Source organism: Caballeronia sp. ATUFL_F1_KS4A, from assembly GCF_023630905.1.
GTDB lineage: Bacteria > Pseudomonadota > Gammaproteobacteria > Burkholderiales > Burkholderiaceae > Caballeronia > Caballeronia zhejiangensis.
This window is the reverse complement of the sequence record NZ_JALQEB010000003.1, coordinates 152,408-173,185: the sequence shown is the minus strand read 5'-3', so window position 1 is coordinate 173,185 and position 20,778 is coordinate 152,408. Positions and strand designations below refer to the sequence as shown.

16 protein-coding genes are annotated in these 20,778 nt (G+C 64.9%); 8 read left to right on the top strand and 8 right to left on the bottom strand.

Features of this window, described 5'->3' with window-relative positions; all coding sequences use genetic code 11:
* Nucleotides 1-17: 17 nt before the first annotated feature.
* The 5 genes from def to NCS03_RS06320 all read right to left on the bottom strand — a co-directional run bounded on the left by def (nucleotide 18) and on the right by NCS03_RS06320 (nucleotide 8,868).
* The gene (gene def, locus NCS03_RS06340) at nucleotides 18-551 is read right to left on the bottom strand and encodes a peptide deformylase (protein ID WP_034471991.1); all 534 of its coding nucleotides are present in this window, start codon (nucleotides 549-551) and stop codon (nucleotides 18-20) included.
* Complete coding sequence (gene ligA / locus NCS03_RS06335; RefSeq protein ID WP_034471993.1) at nucleotides 548-2,626, bottom strand: NAD-dependent DNA ligase LigA; 2,079 nt, start codon at nucleotides 2,624-2,626, stop codon at nucleotides 548-550. Before ligA ends, def begins: the two co-directional genes overlap by 4 nt.
* Nucleotides 2,627-2,818: 192 nt before the next feature.
* Nucleotides 2,819-4,078: a cell division protein ZipA C-terminal FtsZ-binding domain-containing protein gene (locus NCS03_RS06330; RefSeq protein ID WP_250528939.1), complete on the bottom strand. Its 1,260-nt coding sequence runs from the start codon at nucleotides 4,076-4,078 to the stop codon at nucleotides 2,819-2,821.
* 175 nt (nucleotides 4,079-4,253) lie between these two features.
* The gene (gene smc, locus NCS03_RS06325; RefSeq protein ID WP_250528938.1) at nucleotides 4,254-7,769 is read right to left on the bottom strand and encodes a chromosome segregation protein SMC; all 3,516 of its coding nucleotides are present in this window, start codon (nucleotides 7,767-7,769) and stop codon (nucleotides 4,254-4,256) included.
* A gap of 124 nt (nucleotides 7,770-7,893) precedes the next feature.
* Nucleotides 7,894-8,868: a DMT family transporter gene (locus NCS03_RS06320; protein ID WP_034472151.1), complete on the bottom strand. Its 975-nt coding sequence runs from the start codon at nucleotides 8,866-8,868 to the stop codon at nucleotides 7,894-7,896.
* A 193-nt stretch (nucleotides 8,869-9,061) separates the two neighbouring features.
* Here NCS03_RS06320 and dapC point away from each other — a divergent pair, with 193 nt between their 5' ends.
* The 6 genes from dapC (at nucleotide 9,062) to cls (ending at nucleotide 15,311) form a co-directional block, all read left to right on the top strand.
* Nucleotides 9,062-10,279: a succinyldiaminopimelate transaminase gene (gene dapC, locus NCS03_RS06315; protein WP_175979979.1), complete on the top strand. Its 1,218-nt coding sequence runs from the start codon at nucleotides 9,062-9,064 to the stop codon at nucleotides 10,277-10,279.
* A 51-nt stretch (nucleotides 10,280-10,330) separates the two neighbouring features.
* A complete protein-coding gene (dapD, locus tag NCS03_RS06310; protein ID WP_175979978.1) occupies nucleotides 10,331-11,170 on the top strand; it encodes a 2,3,4,5-tetrahydropyridine-2,6-dicarboxylate N-succinyltransferase in 840 nt (279 codons plus the stop codon).
* Between the two features lie 2 nt (nucleotides 11,171-11,172).
* Complete coding sequence (locus NCS03_RS06305; RefSeq protein ID WP_008350107.1) at nucleotides 11,173-11,544, top strand: ArsC family reductase; 372 nt, start codon at nucleotides 11,173-11,175, stop codon at nucleotides 11,542-11,544.
* A gap of 95 nt (nucleotides 11,545-11,639) precedes the next feature.
* Nucleotides 11,640-12,776: a succinyl-diaminopimelate desuccinylase gene (gene dapE / locus NCS03_RS06300; protein WP_250496811.1), complete on the top strand. Its 1,137-nt coding sequence runs from the start codon at nucleotides 11,640-11,642 to the stop codon at nucleotides 12,774-12,776.
* 30 nt (nucleotides 12,777-12,806) lie between these two features.
* Entirely contained in the window at nucleotides 12,807-13,691 is an 885-nt protein-coding gene (prmB, locus tag NCS03_RS06295; RefSeq protein ID WP_250528937.1) for a 50S ribosomal protein L3 N(5)-glutamine methyltransferase, read from the top strand.
* A gap of 129 nt (nucleotides 13,692-13,820) precedes the next feature.
* Nucleotides 13,821-15,311: a cardiolipin synthase gene (cls, locus tag NCS03_RS06290; RefSeq protein WP_033537247.1), complete on the top strand. Its 1,491-nt coding sequence runs from the start codon at nucleotides 13,821-13,823 to the stop codon at nucleotides 15,309-15,311.
* A gap of 6 nt (nucleotides 15,312-15,317) precedes the next feature.
* Here the strand turns inward: cls and NCS03_RS06285 are convergent, their stop codons facing one another.
* Nucleotides 15,318-15,809: a glutathione peroxidase gene (locus NCS03_RS06285; RefSeq protein WP_250439607.1), complete on the bottom strand. Its 492-nt coding sequence runs from the start codon at nucleotides 15,807-15,809 to the stop codon at nucleotides 15,318-15,320.
* Nucleotides 15,810-15,964: 155 nt separating this feature from the next.
* Between NCS03_RS06285 and NCS03_RS06280 the strand changes: the two genes are divergently transcribed.
* Complete coding sequence (locus tag NCS03_RS06280; RefSeq protein ID WP_250528936.1) at nucleotides 15,965-17,905, top strand: ATP-binding cassette domain-containing protein; 1,941 nt, start codon at nucleotides 15,965-15,967, stop codon at nucleotides 17,903-17,905.
* Nucleotides 17,906-17,920: 15 nt separating this feature from the next.
* Nucleotides 17,921-18,943 carry a CaiB/BaiF CoA transferase family protein gene (locus NCS03_RS06275; protein WP_008350119.1) on the top strand — a complete coding sequence of 341 codons (1,023 nt, stop codon included), beginning with the start codon at nucleotides 17,921-17,923 and terminating at the stop codon, nucleotides 18,941-18,943.
* Here NCS03_RS06275 and NCS03_RS06270 read toward each other — a convergent pair.
* Together NCS03_RS06270 and radA are read right to left on the bottom strand one after the other, a co-directional pair.
* Nucleotides 18,940-19,203 (bottom strand): DUF2866 domain-containing protein, encoded by a 264-nt coding sequence (locus NCS03_RS06270; protein ID WP_008350121.1) that lies wholly within the window; start codon nucleotides 19,201-19,203, stop codon nucleotides 18,940-18,942. The two genes, NCS03_RS06275 and NCS03_RS06270, sit on opposite strands and share 4 nt — an antisense overlap.
* Before the next feature lie 162 nt (nucleotides 19,204-19,365).
* Nucleotides 19,366-20,751: a DNA repair protein RadA gene (gene radA, locus NCS03_RS06265; protein ID WP_250496810.1), complete on the bottom strand. Its 1,386-nt coding sequence runs from the start codon at nucleotides 20,749-20,751 to the stop codon at nucleotides 19,366-19,368.
* Nucleotides 20,752-20,778: the final 27 nt, after the last annotated feature.

The following is a 20,778-nucleotide window of genomic DNA, read 5'->3' as shown; positions in this document are numbered from 1 at the left end:
ATTCCAACCGCGCGGCGTCAGTCGTCGCGCGCGGGATCGAGACCCGGAAACAGCACTTCGGTGAAGCCGAACTTCGAAAAGTCGGTGATACGCATCGGATAGAGCTTGCCGATCAGATGGTCGCACTCGTGCTGCACGACGCGCGCGTGAAAGCCCTCGGCGAGGCGTTCGATGGCTTTGCCGTACTGATCGAAACCCTGATAGCGGATCATCGAGAAACGCTGCACCGCGCCGCGCAAACCCGGCACGGACAGACAGCCTTCCCAACCCTCCTCCATGTCGTGTCCGTTCGGCGCGATGATCGGATTGATGAGCACCGTCTCCGGCACCGACGGCGCGTCCGGATAACGCTCGTTCTGCCCGAAGCCGAAGATCACCACCTGCAGATCGACGCCGATCTGCGGCGCGGCGAGCCCCGCGCCGTTGGCGTCGCGCATCGTATCGAACATATCCTGCACGAGCGCGTGCAGTTCGGGCGTGTCGAAATGCTCGACCGGCTGCGCGATACGCAAAAGCCGCGGATCGCCCATCTTCAGGATTTCGCGAATCATGGAGTGACTCCTTCCAAAAGCTTACGCATGGCCTCTTCGTCGAGAACAGGAACCCCGAGTTCCTCCGCCTTGGCGAGCTTGCTGCCCGCTTCCGCGCCCGCCACGACGTAGTCGGTCTTTTTCGATACGGAACCGGCAACCTTCGCACCCGCCGACTCCAGCATTTCCTTCGCTTCCTCGCGCGATAGCGTGGGCAGCGTGCCCGTCAGCACGACGGTCTTGCCGGCCAGCACGCCCTGCGGCGCTTTCGGCGCGGGCGGCCCTTCCGGCCACGACACCTTGACGCGCAACTGCTCGATCACATGCTTGTTGTGTTCTTCGCTGAAGAAATTGTGGATGGCCTCGGCGACGATCGGCCCGACATCGTTGACTTCGAGCAGCTCTTCGACCGAAGCAGCCATGATCGGATCGAGCGAGCCGAAATGCTTCGCGAGATCCTTCGCCGTCGATTCGCCCACGTGCCGGATGCCGAGCGCATAGATGAAGCGCGCGAGCGTCGTCTTCCTCGCTTTTTCGAGCGAATCGATCAGGTTCTGCGCGGATTTGTCGGCGAAACGGTCGAGCGCCGCGAGCGTCGAAAAGCCGAGATTAAACAGATCCGCGGGCGTACGCACGAGATTCTGCTCGACGAGTTGATCGATGATCTTCTCACCTAGCCCGTCGATATCGAGCGCGCGGCGCTGCGCGAAGTGCCACAGTGCCTGCTTGCGCTGAGCGGGACAGAACAACCCGCCCGTGCAGCGCGCGATCGCCTCGTCCGGCAGGCGCTCGATCTTCGAGCCGCAGACGGGGCACTCCGTCGGCATGACGAATTCGCGCGCGTCGGCGGGACGGCGCTCAAGAATGGCGCCGACGACTTCGGGGATCACGTCGCCCGCGCGGCGCACCGTGACGGTATCGCCGATGCGGATGTCCTTGCGCCGCACTTCGTCCTCGTTGTGCAACGTCGCGTTCGTGACCGTCGCACCGCCGACGAACACCGGCGCGAGACGCGCGACCGGCGTGATCGCGCCCGTCCGACCGACCTGCACGTCGATGGCGAGCAGTTGCGTCAGCGCTTCCTGCGCCGGGAATTTGTGCGCTAGCGCGAAACGCGGCGCGCGCGACACGAAGCCGAGCTTATCCTGCTCGTCGCGGCGGTCGACCTTGTAGACGACGCCGTCGATGTCGTACGGCAGCTTCTCGCGCTTCTCGCCGATCCGGTGGAAGAAGGCGAGCAAACCGTCGGCGCCTTCGACCACGGCGCGCTCCGCATTCACCGGCAAGCCCATTTCCTTGTACCAGTCGAGCAACGCGGCGTGCGTCGCGGGCATCTCCGCGCCTTCGAGCACGCCGATGCCATAAGCGAAGAACGACAGCGAACGCTGCGCGGTCATCTTCGGATCGAGCTGACGCAAGCCGCCCGCCGCCGCGTTGCGCGGATTCGCGAACTCGCGCTGGCCCGCTTCGCGCTGACGCGCATTCAGGCGCTCGAAATCGCGCTTGAACATCAGCACTTCGCCGCGCACGTCGAGCCGTTTCGGCACGTTCTTGCCCTTCAGCGTGAGCGGAATCGAGCGGATGGTGCGTACGTTCGCCGTCACGTCCTCGCCCGTCGCGCCGTCGCCGCGCGTCGCGGCCTGCACGAAATGGCCGTCCTCGTAACGCAGGGAAATGGCGAGGCCATCGAACTTGAGCTCGCACGCATATTCGACGCTCGCGTGGCCCAGCGCGTCGGACACGCGCTTGTCGAATGCGGCGATGTCCTCGTCCGCGAAGCCGTTGTTGAGCGAAAGCATCGGCACGTCATGGACGACCGGCGTGAATCCTTCGGCGACTTCGCCGCCCACGCGCTGCGTCGGCGAATCCGGCGTGATCAGATCCGGATGCTCGGTCTCGATGCCCTGAAGTTCCTTGAAGAGCGTGTCGTACTCGGCGTCGGGCAGATCCGGCTGATCCAGTACGTAATACGCGTAGTTCGCGCGTTCCAGTTCCGAACGCAGCCACGCCGCGCGCTCGGCCGGACGAGCGGCGCTGGGCACGGCGGCGCCCGACTTCGCGGTCGCGGCGGATTCGGCTTTTGATTTTGCGGACATGCGGCTTCGAGAAAGTAGGTAAGTCAGTCAACCGACCGTTCGATTGTCTCAGAAGATCGGTAAATCGTGGCCTCGGCCAAACGGCCTAAGTGCGGGCGTCGGTGCGGCGGCGCGCACGCAAAGAAAAGCGCCCCGGCTGGGGCGCGATTCTCCTGGCAAGCGAGCGCCTTGCCGACTGCGCGCAGCAAAAAGTTACTGGCTGAAAAGACGCCGCGTCGCGGGCGAGCCGGCCGGAATGCCCGCCTGCTCCAGCTTCGCGTAGAGCGTCATCAACTGCTTCTCGATGGCGAGCAGCGCGGACTCCGGCAAGGGCCGGCGCTGGTCGTCGACGACACGCGCGCCGATACGCTCCGACAGCGACTTCGCGTAATCGCACATCAGGCGGAACGGCAGGATGTCTTCGTCGGCGACGGGCACGTCGAGCACCAGCGTGATCATCTGGCCGCCCTTGTAGGTGAGGTCGTCGCGCAGGAAGTTCGTGTCGCCGAACTGGAGCATGAAGACCGGATTCTGCTTCGCGTCGAGTTTGACGAAGCGTGTGCCGTCGCGCGAGAGCAAAAGGCCGTCTTGCGACGCCACCGCCTGCACGTAGTTCGCGGACCACGGCGCGCCGTCGGAGAGGATGTTGATCGAGAGCTGCGCGTCGCATTGCGCGGCAAACGCGTCCAGCTCGCGCGCCATGCCGACGGTTTCCATCATGTCGGGGAATTCGGGCGCGCCGTCGATGGCGTCGGCAAGCCGCTGCACGCCGGTCACGAACTCCGAGAATTCGAGTTCGTTGAGCGGGCCGCTGCGGTTCGCGAGCTGGGCGGCCGCGCGCAACTCCTCGTAGCGCACGCCGTTTCGCGGCAACTCCCACGCGCTGTCGCCTTCGGCCTTGCCTTCGATCGTCACGGGCTTCGTGCCCGCGCGGCGCAGGCGCTGCGCAAGCGGAATCACGCGATCGCCCGCAACCGGCGCGGCGAGGCGAATCGGCACGACACAATCGATGCGGCGATCGACGACCGCCGGCGGCGCCTGCGAAATCGTCGTCGCGGCGGGCATCACCGGTTCGGTGCGCTCGTCTTCGGTGGCACTTGGCGCTTCCTCGGACGCGCCAGTGGCGGACGTCGCCTCGGCCTGGAGATCGACGGCGGTATCGGCAGGCGCGACGGGAGCCGCCGCCGTCGACTCGTTCGCCGTGCCGAAGCTCGGCTCGACACGCGTATCGCGCGGTTCGGCATCGGCGCCATCGGCGCCGCCCGCTACGGGCTCGCGCCGCGACTGACGCACGGGCTCGATGAACGGCTGCTCATCGTCCGCTTCCTGGCGCGCGAGCGCATCCGCCGCTTCGTCCGGCATCGGACGCGGCATCTTGCGACGCACCTTCGCGCTCTGCCACGCGTTGTACACGACCACGCCGCCCACCACCACGGCTCCGGCTCCAATCAAACCGAGTGTCAACTCGTCCATGCAGGCTCCATCATTCTTTTAAGTTACGAAGCGCCGCGCGATCTGTCGCGCGCATCGCCGCGTTCCGGCTTCTCGCCGCCGCCTGGCCGATGCGCGCCACTCCGCGCCTTGACGCACGCTGCCGGAAACCTCGTCCGGCCCTTTCACTCAATCAAACTCTCGCGAGCGCGATGCTTCAGCCGTTCTGCGCGAAGCCCGCCGCCGCTTCCATGTCCACCGCGACGATGCGCGACACGCCCTGCTCCTGCATCGTCACGCCGATCAGTTGCTGCGCCATTTCCATCGCGATCTTGTTGTGCGAGATGAACAGGAACTGCGTCTTGGCCGACATCGCGCGCACGAGGTTCGCGAAGCGCTCGGTGTTGGCGTCGTCGAGCGGCGCGTCGACTTCGTCGAGCAGACAGAACGGCGCAGGGTTCAACTGGAACATCGCGAACACGAGCGCGGTCGCGGTCAGCGCCTTTTCGCCGCCCGAAAGCAGGTGAATCGTCGAATTCTTCTTGCCGGGCGGCTGCGCCATGACCTGCACGCCGGCGTCGAGGATTTCATCGCCGGTCATGATGAGCTTCGCCTGACCGCCGCCGAAAAGGCGCGGGAACAGTTCGCCGAAGTGACGGTTCACTTCGTCGAAGGTGCCTTGCAGCAGCGCGCGCGTTTCCTGATCGATCTTCTGGATCGCGTCTTCCAGCGTGCCGATGGCGTCGTTCAGATCCGCGGACTGCGCGTCGAGGAAATGCTTGCGCTCGGTCGCTGCCGCGAGTTCCTCGAGCGCGGCCATGTTGACCGGGCCGAGCGCGTTGATCGCGTTGTTCAGCCGCGTGACTTCGCCCTGCAGATACGACGGCTTCATGTCCGGCGTGAGCTTTTCGGCGAGCTCGGCTTCATCGACGCCGGCTGCCTGCAACTGCTCGACGAACTGTTCGCCGCTGATGCGCGCCGCCTGCTCCTTCAGTTGCAACTCGTTGATCTTGTCGCGCAGCGGCTGCAGCGAACGTTCGGCCATGAGGCGCTGCTCGTCGGCCTGACGCAGACGCGCGGTCAGATCGTCCAGTTCGACGCGCGCCGCATGCAGCGCTTCCTCGCGCGCCGCGCGCACTTCGAGCGCGTCCTGCAGGCCGGTCTGCGCGGTCTGTTCGTTGATGGTTTCGAGTTCGGCGCGCGCGTCTTCCAGCGTGCCCGCGATGCGCTCGCTCTGATCGTGCGCCGTCTCGATATTGCGCTTGTATTCGTCGATCTTCGCGGCGAGGCCGCGCACGGCGAAGCTGGCATCGCTCGCGGCGCGTTCCAGTTCGCGCAGTTCGTAGCGCGCGTTCGTGAGTTCCTCGTCGAGCGACTCGAACGCAAGCTGGTTGTCTTCGAAACGCGCCTGCAATTGCGCGATTTCGCCATCGTGACGTTCGAACGCGGCTTCCGATTCGGCGCGCAAGGCACGCTGCTCGTCGATCTGCGCGGCGATCTCTTCGAGCTCCTCGCCGATCTGCGTGTTGCGCTGCGTATAGCGTTCGTGCGCCTGCGTGAGCTTGAGCACGTCCATCTGCAACGCGTGCACGCGCTGCGTCGCGCGTTCAGCGGCGGCGCGCGCTTCCGCGAGCGTCTGCGAGCCTTGCGTGTGGGCGGCATCGGCACGCACGGCGTTGGCCTTGGCTTCATCGGACAGCAAAGCCTGCGCGCGCACCTGCTTCGTCAGATTCTCGATTTCCTGCGCACGCGCGAGCATGCCCGACTGCTCGGAATCCGACGCGTAAAGCTGCACGCCCACGCGCGTCACGATATGCCCCGCCTTCACGACGAACGCGGCGCCATCCGGCAACTGATTGCGCGAAGCGAGCGCCTGCGCGAGATCGTCGGCGACGAAAGTCGTGGCGAGCCATTCGTTGAGCACGGCGCGCAGGCCCGGATCGTCGATGCGCACGAGCGACAGCAGCGAGCGCAAGCCTTGCGGCGCGTCGACCGGCTTGCCCGCGACGGGCGGCGAGTAGAACGCGAGCTTGGCGGGCGGCGCATCCGTGGCGAACGCCTTGACCCAATCCAGATTCGATACTTCCAGCGCGGCGAGACGCTCGCGCAGCACGGATTCGAGCGCCGCTTCCCAGCCGGTCTCGACGTGCAGCTTCTTCCACAGACGCGGCAGCGCGCCGAGCTCGTGCTTGTCGAGCCACGGCTGGATCTTGCCTTCCGTCTGCACGCTTTCCTGAAGCTGCTTCAACGCGGCGAGACGCGCTTCGAGCTGATGGATCTGCGCGCTTTCCTTCTGCACGCGTTCCTGCGCGGCGCGGCGCTCGGCGTCCAGACGCGGCACGGTTTCCTGCGCATCGGCGAGACGCGCTTGTGCTTCGGCGAGAATCTCTTCGTTTTCCGCGAGCTGCATGCGCAACTCTTCGAGATGCGCTTCGTCGGGCGCGTCCAGACCGCTCGCCTCGCTCTTCAGACGCTCCTGACGCTGCTGCAATTGCTGAAGCTGCTGATCCGCGTTGCGCTGATGCGCCGCTTCGAGCTTGAGCGCCTGTTCCGCGCGCGCGATGCCCGCGCGTTCTTCGTTCAATTGCGCTTGTGCGTCGCGCCAGCGCGCTTCGAGCGCGGGGAGCGCGTCGTGTTTCGCGGCGGCATTTTCCTGCGCGATCGCGGCCTTTTCTTCGCCTTCGGCGAGCGCTTCGGTCGCGGTATCGATTTCGTCGCGCGCCTTTTGCGCCTGCACCTGCCATTGCTCGCGCTGCGCGGTGAGCGCGGCGATCTGCGCCTGCACGCGATTGCGCGACTCGACGATAAAGCGGATCTCCGCTTCGAGCCTGCTCACTTCGGCATTGGCTTCGTAGAGCGAGCCTTGCGCGCCTTGCATCGCGTCGCTCGCGCTGTAGTGCGCGACGCGCAGCGTTTCCAGTTGCGCTTCGACTTCACGCAGACGCGCCGTCTGCGCTTCGAGCTCGACCTGGGCCTCGCGAATCGCGCGCTGCTGACGCTCGGCTTCGTTGCCCGCTTCCTTCTTGCGCAAGAGCCACAGAAGGCGTTGCTTCTCTTCGCCTTCGGCCTGCAGTTCCTTGTACTTCGTCGCGACGACCGCCTGCGCTTCGAGCTTTTCGAGGTTCGTCGACAGCTCGCGGATGATGTCTTCGACGCGCGTCAGGTTCTCGCGCGTGTCATGCAGACGGTTCTCCGTCTCGCGGCGGCGCTCCTTGTACTTCGACACGCCCGCGGCTTCTTCGAGGAACACGCGCAGCTCTTCGGGCTTCGCCTCGATGATGCGCGCGATCATGCCCTGCCCGATGATCGCGTAGGCGCGCGGGCCGAGACCCGTGCCGAGGAAGATGTCCTGGATGTCGCGACGGCGCGCGGGCAGATTGTTGATGTAGTAGCTGGAAGTGCCGTCGCGCGTGAGCACGCGCTTCACGGCGATTTCGCCGTAGGCGCTCCATTGACCGGCGGCGCGGCCGTCGCCGTTATCGAAAATGAGTTCGACGCTAGCCCGGCTGCCGGGTTTGCGCGCCGTCGATCCGTTGAAGATCACGTCCTGCATCGATTCGCCGCGCAACTCGGAGGCGCGCGATTCGCCGAGCACCCAGCGCACGGCATCGATGATATTGGACTTGCCACAGCCGTTCGGCCCGACGACGCCGACCAGTTGGCCGGGGACCTGGAAATGCGTGGGATCGACGAAGGACTTGAAGCCAGCGAGTTTTATCGAGGTCAGACGCACGGCGATATCGCTGTTTTGAATGAGTGACGGAGGATATATGGCGGACAGGCCGCAGCGCGGCCCGTCGTTTCCCGGCCGCGCGGCAGTGAAGCACCATCAACTGGCCCGGCGAAAGCGGACTCCATCATACCATCGCGCGAGTCGATTTCTTTTTGCTTTCCGGCACTTCTATCGCGATGTCGGACGCTGCGGACGAAGGCGAGCGCGCTGCCCGCGGCCGATGCACCCACGCCGACAGCACGCATGCAACGACGATGCACGCGCCGCCCGCCCATTCTCGCGCGCCGGGGACTTCGCCTGCGAAGAGCCAAGCCGACAGCGCCGTGACGACGAGTTCGAACAGCATGATGATCGACGCACGATTGGCCGGCACGCGCGCGAGGCCGAGTTGCACGATCATGTTGTTGCCGGCGAGCACGACGCCCAGCCCGATCACGATCAGGCTCACGGTCGGCAAGAGAGCGGCTGCGGGCGGCGCGGGCATCGGCTCGAACAGCGTGACGATGGACGCGATGAGCGCCGCGCCGCCGAAGATCACCGCCGTGCGCATCTCGGGCTTCATCGCGGGCAGCGTACGGGTGACTTTCACGACGAGCACGTTGCTCATCGCGAAGCCCATGCCGCCCATCAGACCCGACCATTCGGCGAGATCGGCCGGCAGCGGCATGCCGAGTTCGGGCGACCAGAGCATGGTGACCGCGCCCGCGAGCGAGAGGAGCGAGAGCGCGGCGTCGGCGCGCGTGAGACGCTCTTTCAGGATGAAGTGCGCGAAGATCGCGGTCCACGCGGGCGTCAGATAGAAGAGCAGCAGCACGCGCATCACCTGACCGTGGATCGCGCCCCACACGAAACCGATATTGGTCACGCCCGCGGCCACGCCGAGCCCGACGAGCAGCCAGTGCCACGACAGCGTACTGATCGAGCGGCGTTTCGCGACGAGCACGAAGACGCACGCGGCGGCGCTCGTCGTCGCGCTCGCGGCCGTGCCGGAGAGGCCCATGGCGGCAAGCATCCGCATTGGATACCAGACAAGGCCCCACACCGACGCGCCGAGCATGATTGCGAGCGTCGGCCATGCGTTGCGCACGCTGCTCGTCATCGAGATGGTCCTTGCATTGCGTCCGGCATCACTCGTGTTTTCGTCCTTCGTGGCGCGCGCCGCCCGCCGTTTCCGGCGCGACGCCACGCGCTATAATCGTGAGTTCGTTTCACGTCCGTTCGATTCTTCCGATTGCCGCGCTCGGAGGCGCTTCTCGCCTCGCGCGCATCGCTCACTGCTTACCGGTCACGCCGTGAATCCACTTCTCGAGAAACTTCAGTCTTATCCATTCGAAAAGCTTCGTCTGCTCTTCAAGGGCATCGAGCCGCGCGCGGGATTCACGCCGATCAGCTTCGGCATCGGCGAGCCGAAGCATCCGACGCCCGCGCTGATCCGCGATGCGGTGATCGATTCGCTCGACGGCCTCGCGAGCTACCCGGCGACGCTCGGCAGCGAGCCGTTGCGCCGCGCGATCGCGGCATGGGTGATGCAGCGTTACGGCCTCGAATCGATCGATCCGGCAACCGAAGTGCTGCCTGTCTCCGGCTCGCGCGAGGCGCTTTTCGCGCTCGCGCAGACCGTGATCGACAGCCGCACGAACAAGGCCGCAGAACCGCCCATCGTACTCTGTCCGAACCCGTTCTATCAAATCTACGAAGGCGCGGCCCTGCTCGCGGGCGCCGAGCCGTACTTCGTCAACAGCGATCCGGCGCGCAACTTCGCGTGCGATTACTCGGCGGTGCCCGAAGAGATCTGGGCGCGCACGCAACTGCTCTACGTCTGCTCGCCGGGCAACCCGACGGGCGCCGTGCTCACGCTCGAAAACTGGCGCGAACTCTTCGCGCTGTCGGACAGGCACGGCTTCGTGATCGCATCGGACGAGTGTTATTCGGAGATCTATTTCGACGAAAGCAATCCGCCGCTCGGCGGCCTCGAAGCCGCGCGGCTGCTCAATCGCAACTTCGACCGTCTCGTGATGCTGTCGAGCCTGTCCAAGCGCTCGAACGTGCCGGGCATGCGTTCGGGCTTCGTCGCGGGCGATGCGTCGATCCTGAAGGACTTCCTGCTTTATCGCACGTATCACGGCGCGGCGCTGTCGACGGTGTTTCAGCGCGCGAGCATCGTCGCGTGGCAGGATGAAACGCACGTGCGCGACAACCGCGCGCAGTATCTGAAAAAATTCCAGACGGTCACGCCGATGCTCGCGGACGTCCTCGACGTGCGTTTGCCCGACGCCGCGTTCTACCTCTGGGCGAACGTTTCGGGCACCGGGCTCACCGATACCCAGTTCGCTGCACGCCTTTACGCCGACTATAATGTGACGGTTCTGCCGGGCTCCTTTCTCGCTCGCACGGCGCACGGCACGAATCCCGGCGAAGGTTTCGTGCGCATCGCGCTCGTCGCTGAAACCGGGGAATGTGTCGAAGGCGCTCGCCGCATCGTCGAATTCTGCCGCACGCTCAGTTCCTGACAAACGGTTCTGAAACGTAGCCGGCCCAACTACCCATCCTTGATACCAACTATGTCGCAACAACTTCAGAGCATCATCGATACCGCCTGGGAAAACCGCGCCGAGCTGTCGCCCAAGGCCGCGCCCGCCGAAGTCCGCGAAGCCGTCGCGCATGCGATCGAGCAGCTCGACAAAGGCCAGATGCGCGTCGCCGAAAAGCGCGATGGCGACTGGGTCGTGAATCAGTGGCTCAAGAAGGCCGTGCTGCTGTCGTTCCGACTGGAAGACAACGCGCCGATGCCTGCCGGTGGCGGGTCTTACAACTACACGCAGTTCTACGACAAGGTGCCCTCGAAGTTCGCGAACTACACGGCCGAAGACTTCGCGGCGGGCGGTTTCCGCGTCGTGCCGCCGGCCATCGCGCGCCGCGGCTCGTTCATCGCGAAGAACGTCGTGCTGATGCCGTCTTACACCAACATCGGCGCATATGTCGACGAAGGCACGATGGTCGATACGTGGGCGACCGTCGGCTCGTGCGCGCAGATCGGCAAGAACGTGCACCTGTCGGGCGGCGTGGGCATCGGCGGCGTGCTGGAGCCGCTGCAGGCGAACCCGGTCATCATCGAGGACAACTGCTTCATCGGCGCGCGTTCGGAAGTCGTGGAAGGCGTGATCGTCGAAGAGAATTCCGTCATCTCGATGGGCGTGTATCTCGGCCAGTCGACGAAGATCTACGATCGCGAAACCGGCGAAGTCACGTACGGCCGCATTCCGGCGGGCTCGGTCGTCGTCGCGGGCAACCTGCCGTCGAAGGACGGCTCGCACAGCCTGTACTGCGCGGTCATCGTGAAGAAGGTCGACGCCAAGACGCGCGCGAAAGTCGGCCTGAACGAACTGCTGCGAGGCGACTGATTTTGGCACGCGGATCCACCCCGACGACTGTCGTCTACGGCATTCCGAACTGCGACACGGTGAAGAAGGCGCGCGTGTGGCTGGAAGAGCACGGCGTGCCGTTCGAGTTTCACGACTTCAAGAAAGCCGGCGTGAACGAGAAGCTGGTTCAGGACTGGCTGAAGGACGTATCGCTCGATCAGCTCATCAACAAGCGCGGCACGACGTGGCGCGGCCTGTCGGACGTGCACAAGGCCGAAGCCGACACGACCAACGGCGCGATCGCGCTGATGATCCACAAGCCGTCGATCATCAAGCGGCCGGTCGTGGTGGTGAACGGACGCGTGAAGACGCTCGGATTTTCCGCCGAGCAGTACGAAACGCTCTTTGCCTGAGCCGATGCGATGACTGTGAATCCGACGGTCATCGCGAGCTTGCTACGAGTGCCGGCCCGCGCGCCGGCATTTTTTATCGCTGTGGAAAAAGAACCATGTCCGGCACCCTTTCCCTTACCGAAGCGCTGATCGAACGCGCATCCGTCACGCCCGACGACAAGGCTTGCCAGGCGCTCATGATCGAGCGGCTCGCGGCGATCGGCTTCGAATGCGAAACGATCGAATCGGGCGGCGTCACGAACCTGTGGGCCGTCAGGCGCGGCACGGACGCAAGCGGCAAGCTGCTCGCCTTCGCCGGCCATACCGACGTCGTGCCGACCGGCCCGCTCGAACAGTGGAGCTCGCCGCCCTTCACCCCGACGCATCGCGACGGCAAACTCTACGGTCGCGGCGCGGCGGACATGAAGGCGTCGCTCGCGGCGTTCGTCGTGTCGAGCGAGGAATTCGTCGCGCAGCATCCGGAACATCGCGGCACGCTCGCGTTTCTCATCACGAGCGATGAAGAAGGCCCCGCGACCGACGGCACGATCAAGGTCGTTCAAGCGCTGAAGGCGCGCGGCACGCGGCTCGATTACTGCATCGTCGGCGAGCCGACTTCGAACGTCACGCTCGGCGACATGGTCAAGAACGGCCGGCGCGGCTCGATGACGGGCAAGCTCGTCGTCAAGGGCGTGCAGGGGCATATCGCGTATCCGCATCTCGCGAAGAATCCGGTGCATCTGCTCGCGCCCGCGCTCGCCGAGCTCGTCGCCGAAAAATGGGACGACGGCAACGAATATTTCCCGCCGACAACCTGGCAAGTGTCGAACCTGCATTCGGGCACCGGCGCGACCAACATCATTCCCGGTCATGCCGACCTGATGTTCAACTTCCGCTTCTCGACCGCGAGCACGGTCGAGAGCCTGCAAAGCCGCGTCCACGCGATCCTTGACAAGCACGGCCTCGAATACGACCTGCAGTGGATCGTGAGCGGCCTGCCGTTTCTCACCCCGCGCGGTGCGCTGTCCGACGCGCTCGAAAAAGCCATCGCCGATGAAACCGGCGTGCGCACCGAGCTGTCTACCACGGGCGGCACGTCCGACGGACGCTTCATCGCGCAAATCTGCGATCAGGTCGTCGAATTCGGCCCGCCGAACGGCACGATCCACAAGATCGACGAGCATGTCGAAGTGCGCTTCATCGAACCGTTGAAGAACGTGTACCGCCGCGTGCTCGAAGCACTGATCGCCTAATTCAAATCCGACAATAAAAAGGAGCCTTCGATGGCGCTGCCCTTCACCACCGTGCGCGACCTGCTGCGCTTCGGCGTCTCGCGTTTCACCGAAGCGTGCTTGTCCTTCGGCCACGGCTCGTCCAATGCCTACGACGAAGCCGCGTATCTGATCCTGCATACGCTGCATCTGCCGCTCGACACGCTCGATCCGTTCCTCGACGCGCGCCTGCTCGACCACGAGATCGACGCGGTCATGAAAGTCATCGAGCGCCGCGCGAAGGAACGCATTCCCGCCGCGTACATCACGCAGGAAGCGTGGATGCACGGCCGCCGCTTTTACGTCGATGAACGCGTGATCGTGCCGCGCTCGTTCATCGGCGAGTTGCTGCAGGACGGCTTGCAGCCGTATGTGGCCGATCCGGATCAGGTCACGCGCGTGCTCGAACTGTGCACCGGCTCGGGCTGCCTCGCGATTCTCGCGGCGCAGGCCTTCGAAAACGCCGATGTCGATGCCGTCGACATTTCCGCCGATGCGCTCGCGGTCGCGCGCCGCAATGTGGACGATTACGGTCTGGAAGAGCGCGTGAGCCTCTACGAAGGCGACCTGTACGCGCCGCTTCCCGAGGCGCGCTACGAGGTCATCATCACGAATCCGCCGTACGTCAACGCGGACGCGATGCAGGCGCTGCCGGCAGAGTACCGCCACGAACCCGAGCTCGCGCTCGCGGGCGGCGCGGACGGCATGGACGTGGTACGGCGCATCGTGCGCGACGCGGGCAAGTGGCTGACCGAGGACGGCGTGCTCGTCGTCGAGATCGGCAATGAGCGCCCGAATGTCGAAGCCGCGCTCGGCGGCCTCGATCTCGTCTGGCTCTCGACGAGCGCCGGCGACGACAACGTGTTCCTCATCCAGGCCGCCGACCTTCCGGCCTGAGCGTCCGCTTCTCCGTGAGCGGTCGTTGCGGCGGCGCAAGCGCTGCAACGATCGCTGACACTTCGCGTGGAAGGGTTGGGTAATATGGCAAATCGCCATTAGCCAAGCCCTTAGCTCCTTCCCGCGTCTATGCAAGCATCCGACTGGCTTCACCTCGGCACGCTGGTGATGGCCGCGCATGTGCTCGGCGTGATCGCCGCGATCCATGCCGTCATCAACACACGCACGTCGCAAGGCGCGGTCGCGTGGGCCGTGTCGCTCGTCGCGATGCCCTACTTCACGCTGATCCCGTATCTCTTCCTCGGCCGCAGCAAGTTCGCCGGCTATATCGACGAACGGCGGCTGGAAATCGAGATCCTGCGCAGCCGTTCGAAGCCTGCCGAATGGGATTCCGGCGCCCGCAGCGATGCGCCCGAAGCCGCTCCGCTCGTCGATTCCACCGGCGCGCGCGGCGAAATCGCGCCGGGGCCTGCCGCTTATCTCGGCAATCCGACGATCCGCACGCTGCAGCGCCTGTCCGGCATGCCGTTCTTGCGCGGCAACTCGGCCCGCGTGCTCATCAACGGCGACGCGACGTTCGCCGCGATTCTCGAAGCGATCGCCGGCGCCGAACGCTATGTGGTCGTGCAATTCTTCATCGTGCGCGCCGATGCGCTCGGCGAAATGCTCAAGGACGCGCTCATCAAGAAAGCTCAGGCCGGCGTGCGCGTGTACTTCCTCTATGACAGTATCGGCAGCTTCGACCTGCCGCATCGCTACGTCAATGCGCTGCGGGCGGGCGGCGTCGAGGCGCATCCGTTCGCGGCCACCCGCAAGTTCGTGCACCGTTTCCAGATCAACTTCCGCAATCATCGGAAGATCGTCGTGGTGGACGGCAAATGCGCGTTCGTCGGCGGGCACAACGTGGGCGTCGAATATCTCGGCGGCAATCCGCGGCTTTCGCCGTGGCGCGACACGCATATCGAAGTGCGCGGCCCGGCGGTCGCGAGCATTCAGTTCGTGTTCACCGAAGACTGGTACTGGGCGACGCAACGCCTGCCGGAACTCGGCCCCGCGCCGCATTCCGGCGAGAACATGCACTGCATGGTGCTGTCGAGCGGCCCGGCGGACAAACAGGAAACCTGTTCGCTTTTCTTTGTCGAGGCGATCAACGCGGCGCGCGAGCGCATCTGGATCACATCGCCCTATCTGATTCCCGACGAAGCCGTGTTCTCGGCGCTGCGGCTCGCCGTGATGCGTGGCGTCGACGTACGCATCCTGATTCCGAGCCGGCGCGATCATCGCGTGGTGTTCGCGGCGTCACGGCTTTATGCGTACGACCTCGTGCAGGCGGGCGTTCGCATCTTCCGCTACAAGCCGGGATTTCTGCATCAGAAGGTCGTGCTCGTCGACGGCATCGCCGCGTCGATCGGCAGCGCGAATCTCGACAATCGCTCGTTTCGCCTGAACTTCGAGATCACGGTGCTGACCGTCGATCGCGCGTTCGCTAGCGAAGTGGAAACCATGCTGCTCGCCGACTTCGCGCATTCGTTCGAGATCGACGCCAATGACTATCGCGGCAAGGCCTTCTGGCGTCGCATGGCGATGCACGTCGCGCGGCTTTTCTCGCCGATTCTCTGAGCGGCGTCAGAGCAGCTTTTCGATGTCGTCGGTGATCGATTCCGGCTTGGTCTGCGGCGCATAGCGCTTGATGACCTTGCCACTGCGATCGACGAGAAACTTCGTGAAATTCCACTTGATCGCTTCGATGCCGAGCAGGCCCGGTTCCTTGTCCTTCAGATACTTGTAGAGCGGATGCGCGTTGGAGCCGTTCACCTCGATCTTCGCGAACATCGGAAACGTGACGCCGTAGTTTTGCTCGCAGAAAGCGCCGATTTGCCCGGCATCGCCCGGTTCCTGCTTGCCGAACTGGTTGCACGGAAAGCCGAGCACCTCGAAACCGCGCGCCGCGTACTGTCGATAAACCTCCTGCAAACCCTGGTACTGCGGTGTGAATCCGCATTCGCTCGCCGTATTCACGATGAGCAGAACCTTGCCGCGGTACTTGTCGAGGCTGACGGTCGCGCCGTCGAGTGTTTCGGCCGAGAAGCCGTAGATGCCTTCGCTGGCTGTGCTCATGGCGTGCTCCGGAAAAATTCGATGAAAGTCACGCGATGCTAACCCGTCGCGCGTTCGCCCGCCATTAGCCGAACGGCCGACCCCTGCCGCGCAATCGGTCCGGTCTAAAATAGCGCTTTCCCTCAAAGCCGCGCCCTTTTCGCCGCCATTCCGACGTGATCCGCTTCAACCAGTTCAGCCTGTCCCGCGGCACCAAGCCGCTTTTCGAAGACACGAGCTTCACGCTCAATCCGGGCGAGAAGGCCGGTCTCGTCGGCGCAAACGGCGCGGGCAAGTCGACGCTCTTTTCCGTGCTGCGCGGCGAATTGCACGCGGACGGCGGCGATTTCTCGATGCCGCCGTCGTGGCGCATCGCGCACGTCGCGCAGGAAACGCCCGCCGTGGATCGCAGCGCACTCGACTACACGCTCGACGGCGACACGCATCTGCGTGCGATCGAGGCGCGCATCGTGGCCGCGTCCGCCGCGCATGACGGCGCGGCCGAAGCGGAAGCCCACGCCGCCTTCGCCGATGCCGACGGCTACACGGCGCCCGCGCGCGCCGAAACGCTGCTGCTCGGTCTCGGCTTCACGCTCGAGCAGACGCGCGAGCCGGTGTCGAGCTTCTCGGGCGGCTGGCGCATGCGCCTGAATCTCGCGCAGGCGCTGATGTGTCCGTCCGACCTGCTGCTGCTCGACGAACCGACCAACCACCTGGACCTCGACGCCATCGTCTGGCTGGAAGACTGGCTCGGGCGCTATGCGGGCACGCTCGTCGTGATCTCGCACGACCGTGAGTTCCTCGATTCGGTCTGCAACGTCACGCTCCATCTGGAAAATCGTCAGGTGAAGCGCTACGGCGGCAACTACAGCCAGTTCGAAGTGCTGCGCGCGCAGCAGATCGCGCTGCAACAAAGCGCGTACGAGAAGCAGCAAAGGACAGTCGCGCATCTGCAGAGTTTCATCGACCGATTCAAGGCCAAGGCGACCAAAGCCAAGCAGGCGCAAAGCCGCGTGAAGGCGCTGGAGAAGATGGAGCTGATCGCGCCCGCGCACGCAACCTCGCCCTTCACGTTCGAATTCCGCGAGCCCGACGCCGCGCCGAATCCGATGATGGTCATGGAGAGCGTGCGTTGCGGCTATCACAACGACGCGGGCGGCGAGATTCCAATCGTCGAAGGCGTGACGTTGTCGATCCAGAACGGCCAGCGCATCGGCTTGCTCGGCGCGAACGGTCAGGGGAAATCGACGCTCATCAAGACGCTCGCGCAGACGCTCGAACCGCTTTCCGGCGACGTCCGGCAGGGCAAAGGCTTGCAGATCGGCTATTTCGCGCAGCATCAACTGGAAACGCTGCGCCCGGACGATTCCCCGCTCCAGCATCTCGCGCGCCTCGCACCCGACACGCGCGAGCAGGAACTGCGCGACTTTCTCGGCAGCTTCAACTTCTCCGGCGACATGGCGACCGCGAGGATCGCGCCCTTTTCCGGCGGCGAGAAGGCGCGGCTCGCGCTGGCGCTCATCATCTGGCAAAAGCCGAATCTGCTGCTGCTCGACGAGCCGACCAACCACCTCGACCTCGAAACGCGCCACGCGCTGACCATGGCGCTCGCGCAGTTCGAAGGCACGCTCATACTCGTGTCGCACGACCGGCACTTGCTGCGCGCGACGACCGACACGTTCATGCTCGTCGCGAAGCATCGCCTGAGTCCGTTCGACGGCGATCTCGACGACTACCGCGACTGGCTTCTGCAGCACGCCGCCGAAACGCGCGCGGCGGCGAAGGAAGCGAGCGCCGCGGCCTCGGGCGAGGCGTCCGACAGCGCGCTTAATCGCAAGGAACAGCGCCGGCAGGAAGCTCAGGAACGGCAAAAGCTTGCGCATCTGACGAAGCCGCTCAAGTCGCGCATCGCCAAGATCGAGAAAGAGATGGAAAAGCTCAACGCGGAAAAATCGGCACTCGATGCGTTCGTCGCCGATCCGGCGAGCTACGAAGCGCCGATGAAAGCGAAACTCACTGAGACGATCCGACGCCAGGGCGAAGTGAATGCGCGCCTCGAAACGCTCGAAATGGAGTGGCTCGAAGCGCACGAGGAACTGGAGCAGATCGGCTCATAACAGGAGATCGACAACTTGACGACGCCTTCCCTCACCGGCCTGCGCGTGCTGGATCTGACGCGGCTTCTACCCGGCCCCATCGCCACGCTACGGCTCGCGGAACTCGGCGCCGATGTGCTCAAGATCGAGCCGCCGGGCGAAGGCGACTACACCCGCACGATGCTGCAAAGCGAAGCCGATCGGCAAAGCGGCACGCCGAGCGCGTTTTATCGCATCGTCAATCGCGGAAAGCGGCAGCTCACGCTCGATCTCAAAACGGACGAAGGCCGCGCGAAATTGATCGAACTTGCGCGCGATGCAGACGTGCTCGTCGAGAGCTTTCGACCTTCGGTGATGGCGCGGCTGGGCGTCGGCTACGACGTACTGCGCGAGGCAAATCCGAAGCTCGTCTATTGCGCGATCACCGGTTTCGGCAGCGAGGGACCGTTCGCGCAGAAGGCCGGACACGATCTGAACTACATCGCGTATGCGGGCGTGCTGGATCAGCTCACGGCGCGCGACGGCACCCCCATCGCGCCGAATTTCCAGCTGGCGGATCTGCTCGGCGGCGCGCTTTCGGCGGTCATGGAAATACTGGCGGCGGCGTGGCACGTCGCGCGCGGCGGCGAAGGACGTTGCCTGAATGTGTCGATGACGCACGCGGCGCACGCGCACAACGTGATGGCGCATATCGCGCTCGCCAATGCCGACGAAGCCACGACGCGCGCGGGCGCTGGCCTGCTGAACGGCGGCGCGCCCTGCTATGACGTGTATCGCACGCGCGATGACCGTTTCGTCGCGGTCGGCGCGCTGGAGCTGAAGTTTTGGCAGACCTTGTGCGAAGCGCTCGGCCGTCCCGATTGGGCGACGCGGCACTGGAGCCTCGGACAGGCGATCGGCGGTGCGGACGCGGCAGACTTGTCCGCGCAGCTTGCCGCGATTTTCCGCGAACGCACGCGCGACGAATGGATGACGTTGCTGGAGCCGCTCGATTGCTGCGTCGCGCCCGTGCTGACGCCTGCCGAAGCGGCGGCACACCCGCTTTTCAGAAGCGCCTAACGCCGCGGCAAGACCTGACGCGGCTGACGTTCGTCGTCGACGAGCACATGCTTGCGGCCCGTCACATGCTCGCGAATGGTCGCGACGACTTGATCCTCGGTGACATCGGCCGCGACGACGCGACGCGAGATCTGGCCTTGCTCGTCGATCCATTCGACGATCCGGCAGCCGCTGCCCCAAGGCTGCTGAAGCGGCGCGGAGACGCGGCATCCGCGCAGGTGGAAAGCGGGCTTCGGCCGGGCTGAATTAGCGTGTTTCAATGCGTGGTCCTCTCGATCCTTCCGGTCACTTCGCGTGTTGAAATGCCCTTGGCGAAGTTGGCCGGGTCCGTAGCCCTGTAAGGATAGGAAAACCGCGCGTCCGTTGGGTTACATTGCGCAACGGGATTTTTACACGCCGTTACGAAGGGTCCGATCGCGAAATCATTCGAGGTCGCGAACGCGGTCGATCGCTTCCTCGATGCGGTCCACGGCGATCACCTTCAGACCGTCGATGGCCTGCTTGGGCGCGTTCGCCTTCGGAATCAGCGCGACGGAAAAGCCTAGCTTCGCCGCTTCCTTCAGGCGATCCTGCCCGCGCGGAGACGGCCGGATTTCACCCGCCAAGCCCACCTCACCGAACGTAATGAGACCCTTCGGCAGCGGCTTGTTGCGCATCGACGAGTGGATCGCGAGCAGCACGGCGAGATCGGCGGCGGGCTCGGTGATCTTCACGCCGCCGACCGCGTTCAGGAACACGTCCTGATCGAAACACGCAATTCCCGCGTGCCGATGCAGCACCGCCAGCAACAGCGCCAGCCGGTTTTGTTCCAGCCCGACCGCGAGCCGGCGCGGATTGGGCACGTGCGCGGTATCGACGAGCGCCTGCACTTCGACGAGTAGCGGCCGCGAACCTTCCTGCGTCACGAGCACGCACGAACCCGCGACGCTCTGCTCGTGCTGCGACAAAAATAGCGCCGACGGATTGGCGACGCCGCGCAAGCCCTTTTCCGTCATGGCGAAGACGCCGAGCTCGTTGACGGCGCCGAAGCGATTCTTGAACGCGCGCACGAGCCTGAACGACGAGTGCGTGTCGCCTTCGAAATACAGCACGGTATCGACGATGTGTTCCAGCACGCGCGGTCCCGCGAGGCTGCCCTCTTTTGTCACGTGGCCGACCATGATGATCGACGTGCCCGTCTGCTTGGCGATGCGCGTGAGTTGCGCCGCGCACTCGCGCACTTGCGCGACGGAGCCGGGCGCGGACGTCAGCGCTTCCGAGTAGATCGTCTGAATCGAGTCGATGACGGCGACTTCAGGCCGTTGCTCATCGATGGTCGCCTGGATCTTTTCGAGCTGAATTTCCGCAAGCAGCGCGAGATCGCCCGCGGCGCTCGCGCCGCCGATCAGTCCGAGCCGCTGCGCGCGCAGCGCGATCTGCGCGCCGGATTCCTCACCGCTCACGTAGAGCGCCGGCCGCTCGCGCGCGATTTCGGCGAGCGATTGCAGTAGCAATGTCGATTTGCCGATGCCCGGATCGCCGCCGATCAGCACGACGCCGCCCGGCACGAGCCCGCCGCCCAGCACGCGATCGAATTCGCCGACGCCCGTCGTGAAGCGCGGCACGTCCGACGCCTCGATTTCCGCGAGCTTGCGCACCGGCGAACGCTTCGCGAGCGCCTGGAAGCGATGGTTCGACGCCGTCTGCGCCACCGATTCGGTCAGCGTGTTCCACGCGTTGCATGCGGCGCACTGGCCGGTCCACTTCGGCGATTCCCCGCCGCATTCGCTGCACACATACAGCGTTTTTGCCTTCGCTACTTTTGCCACTCGAAGCCTTGCCTGATTTCTTGTTGT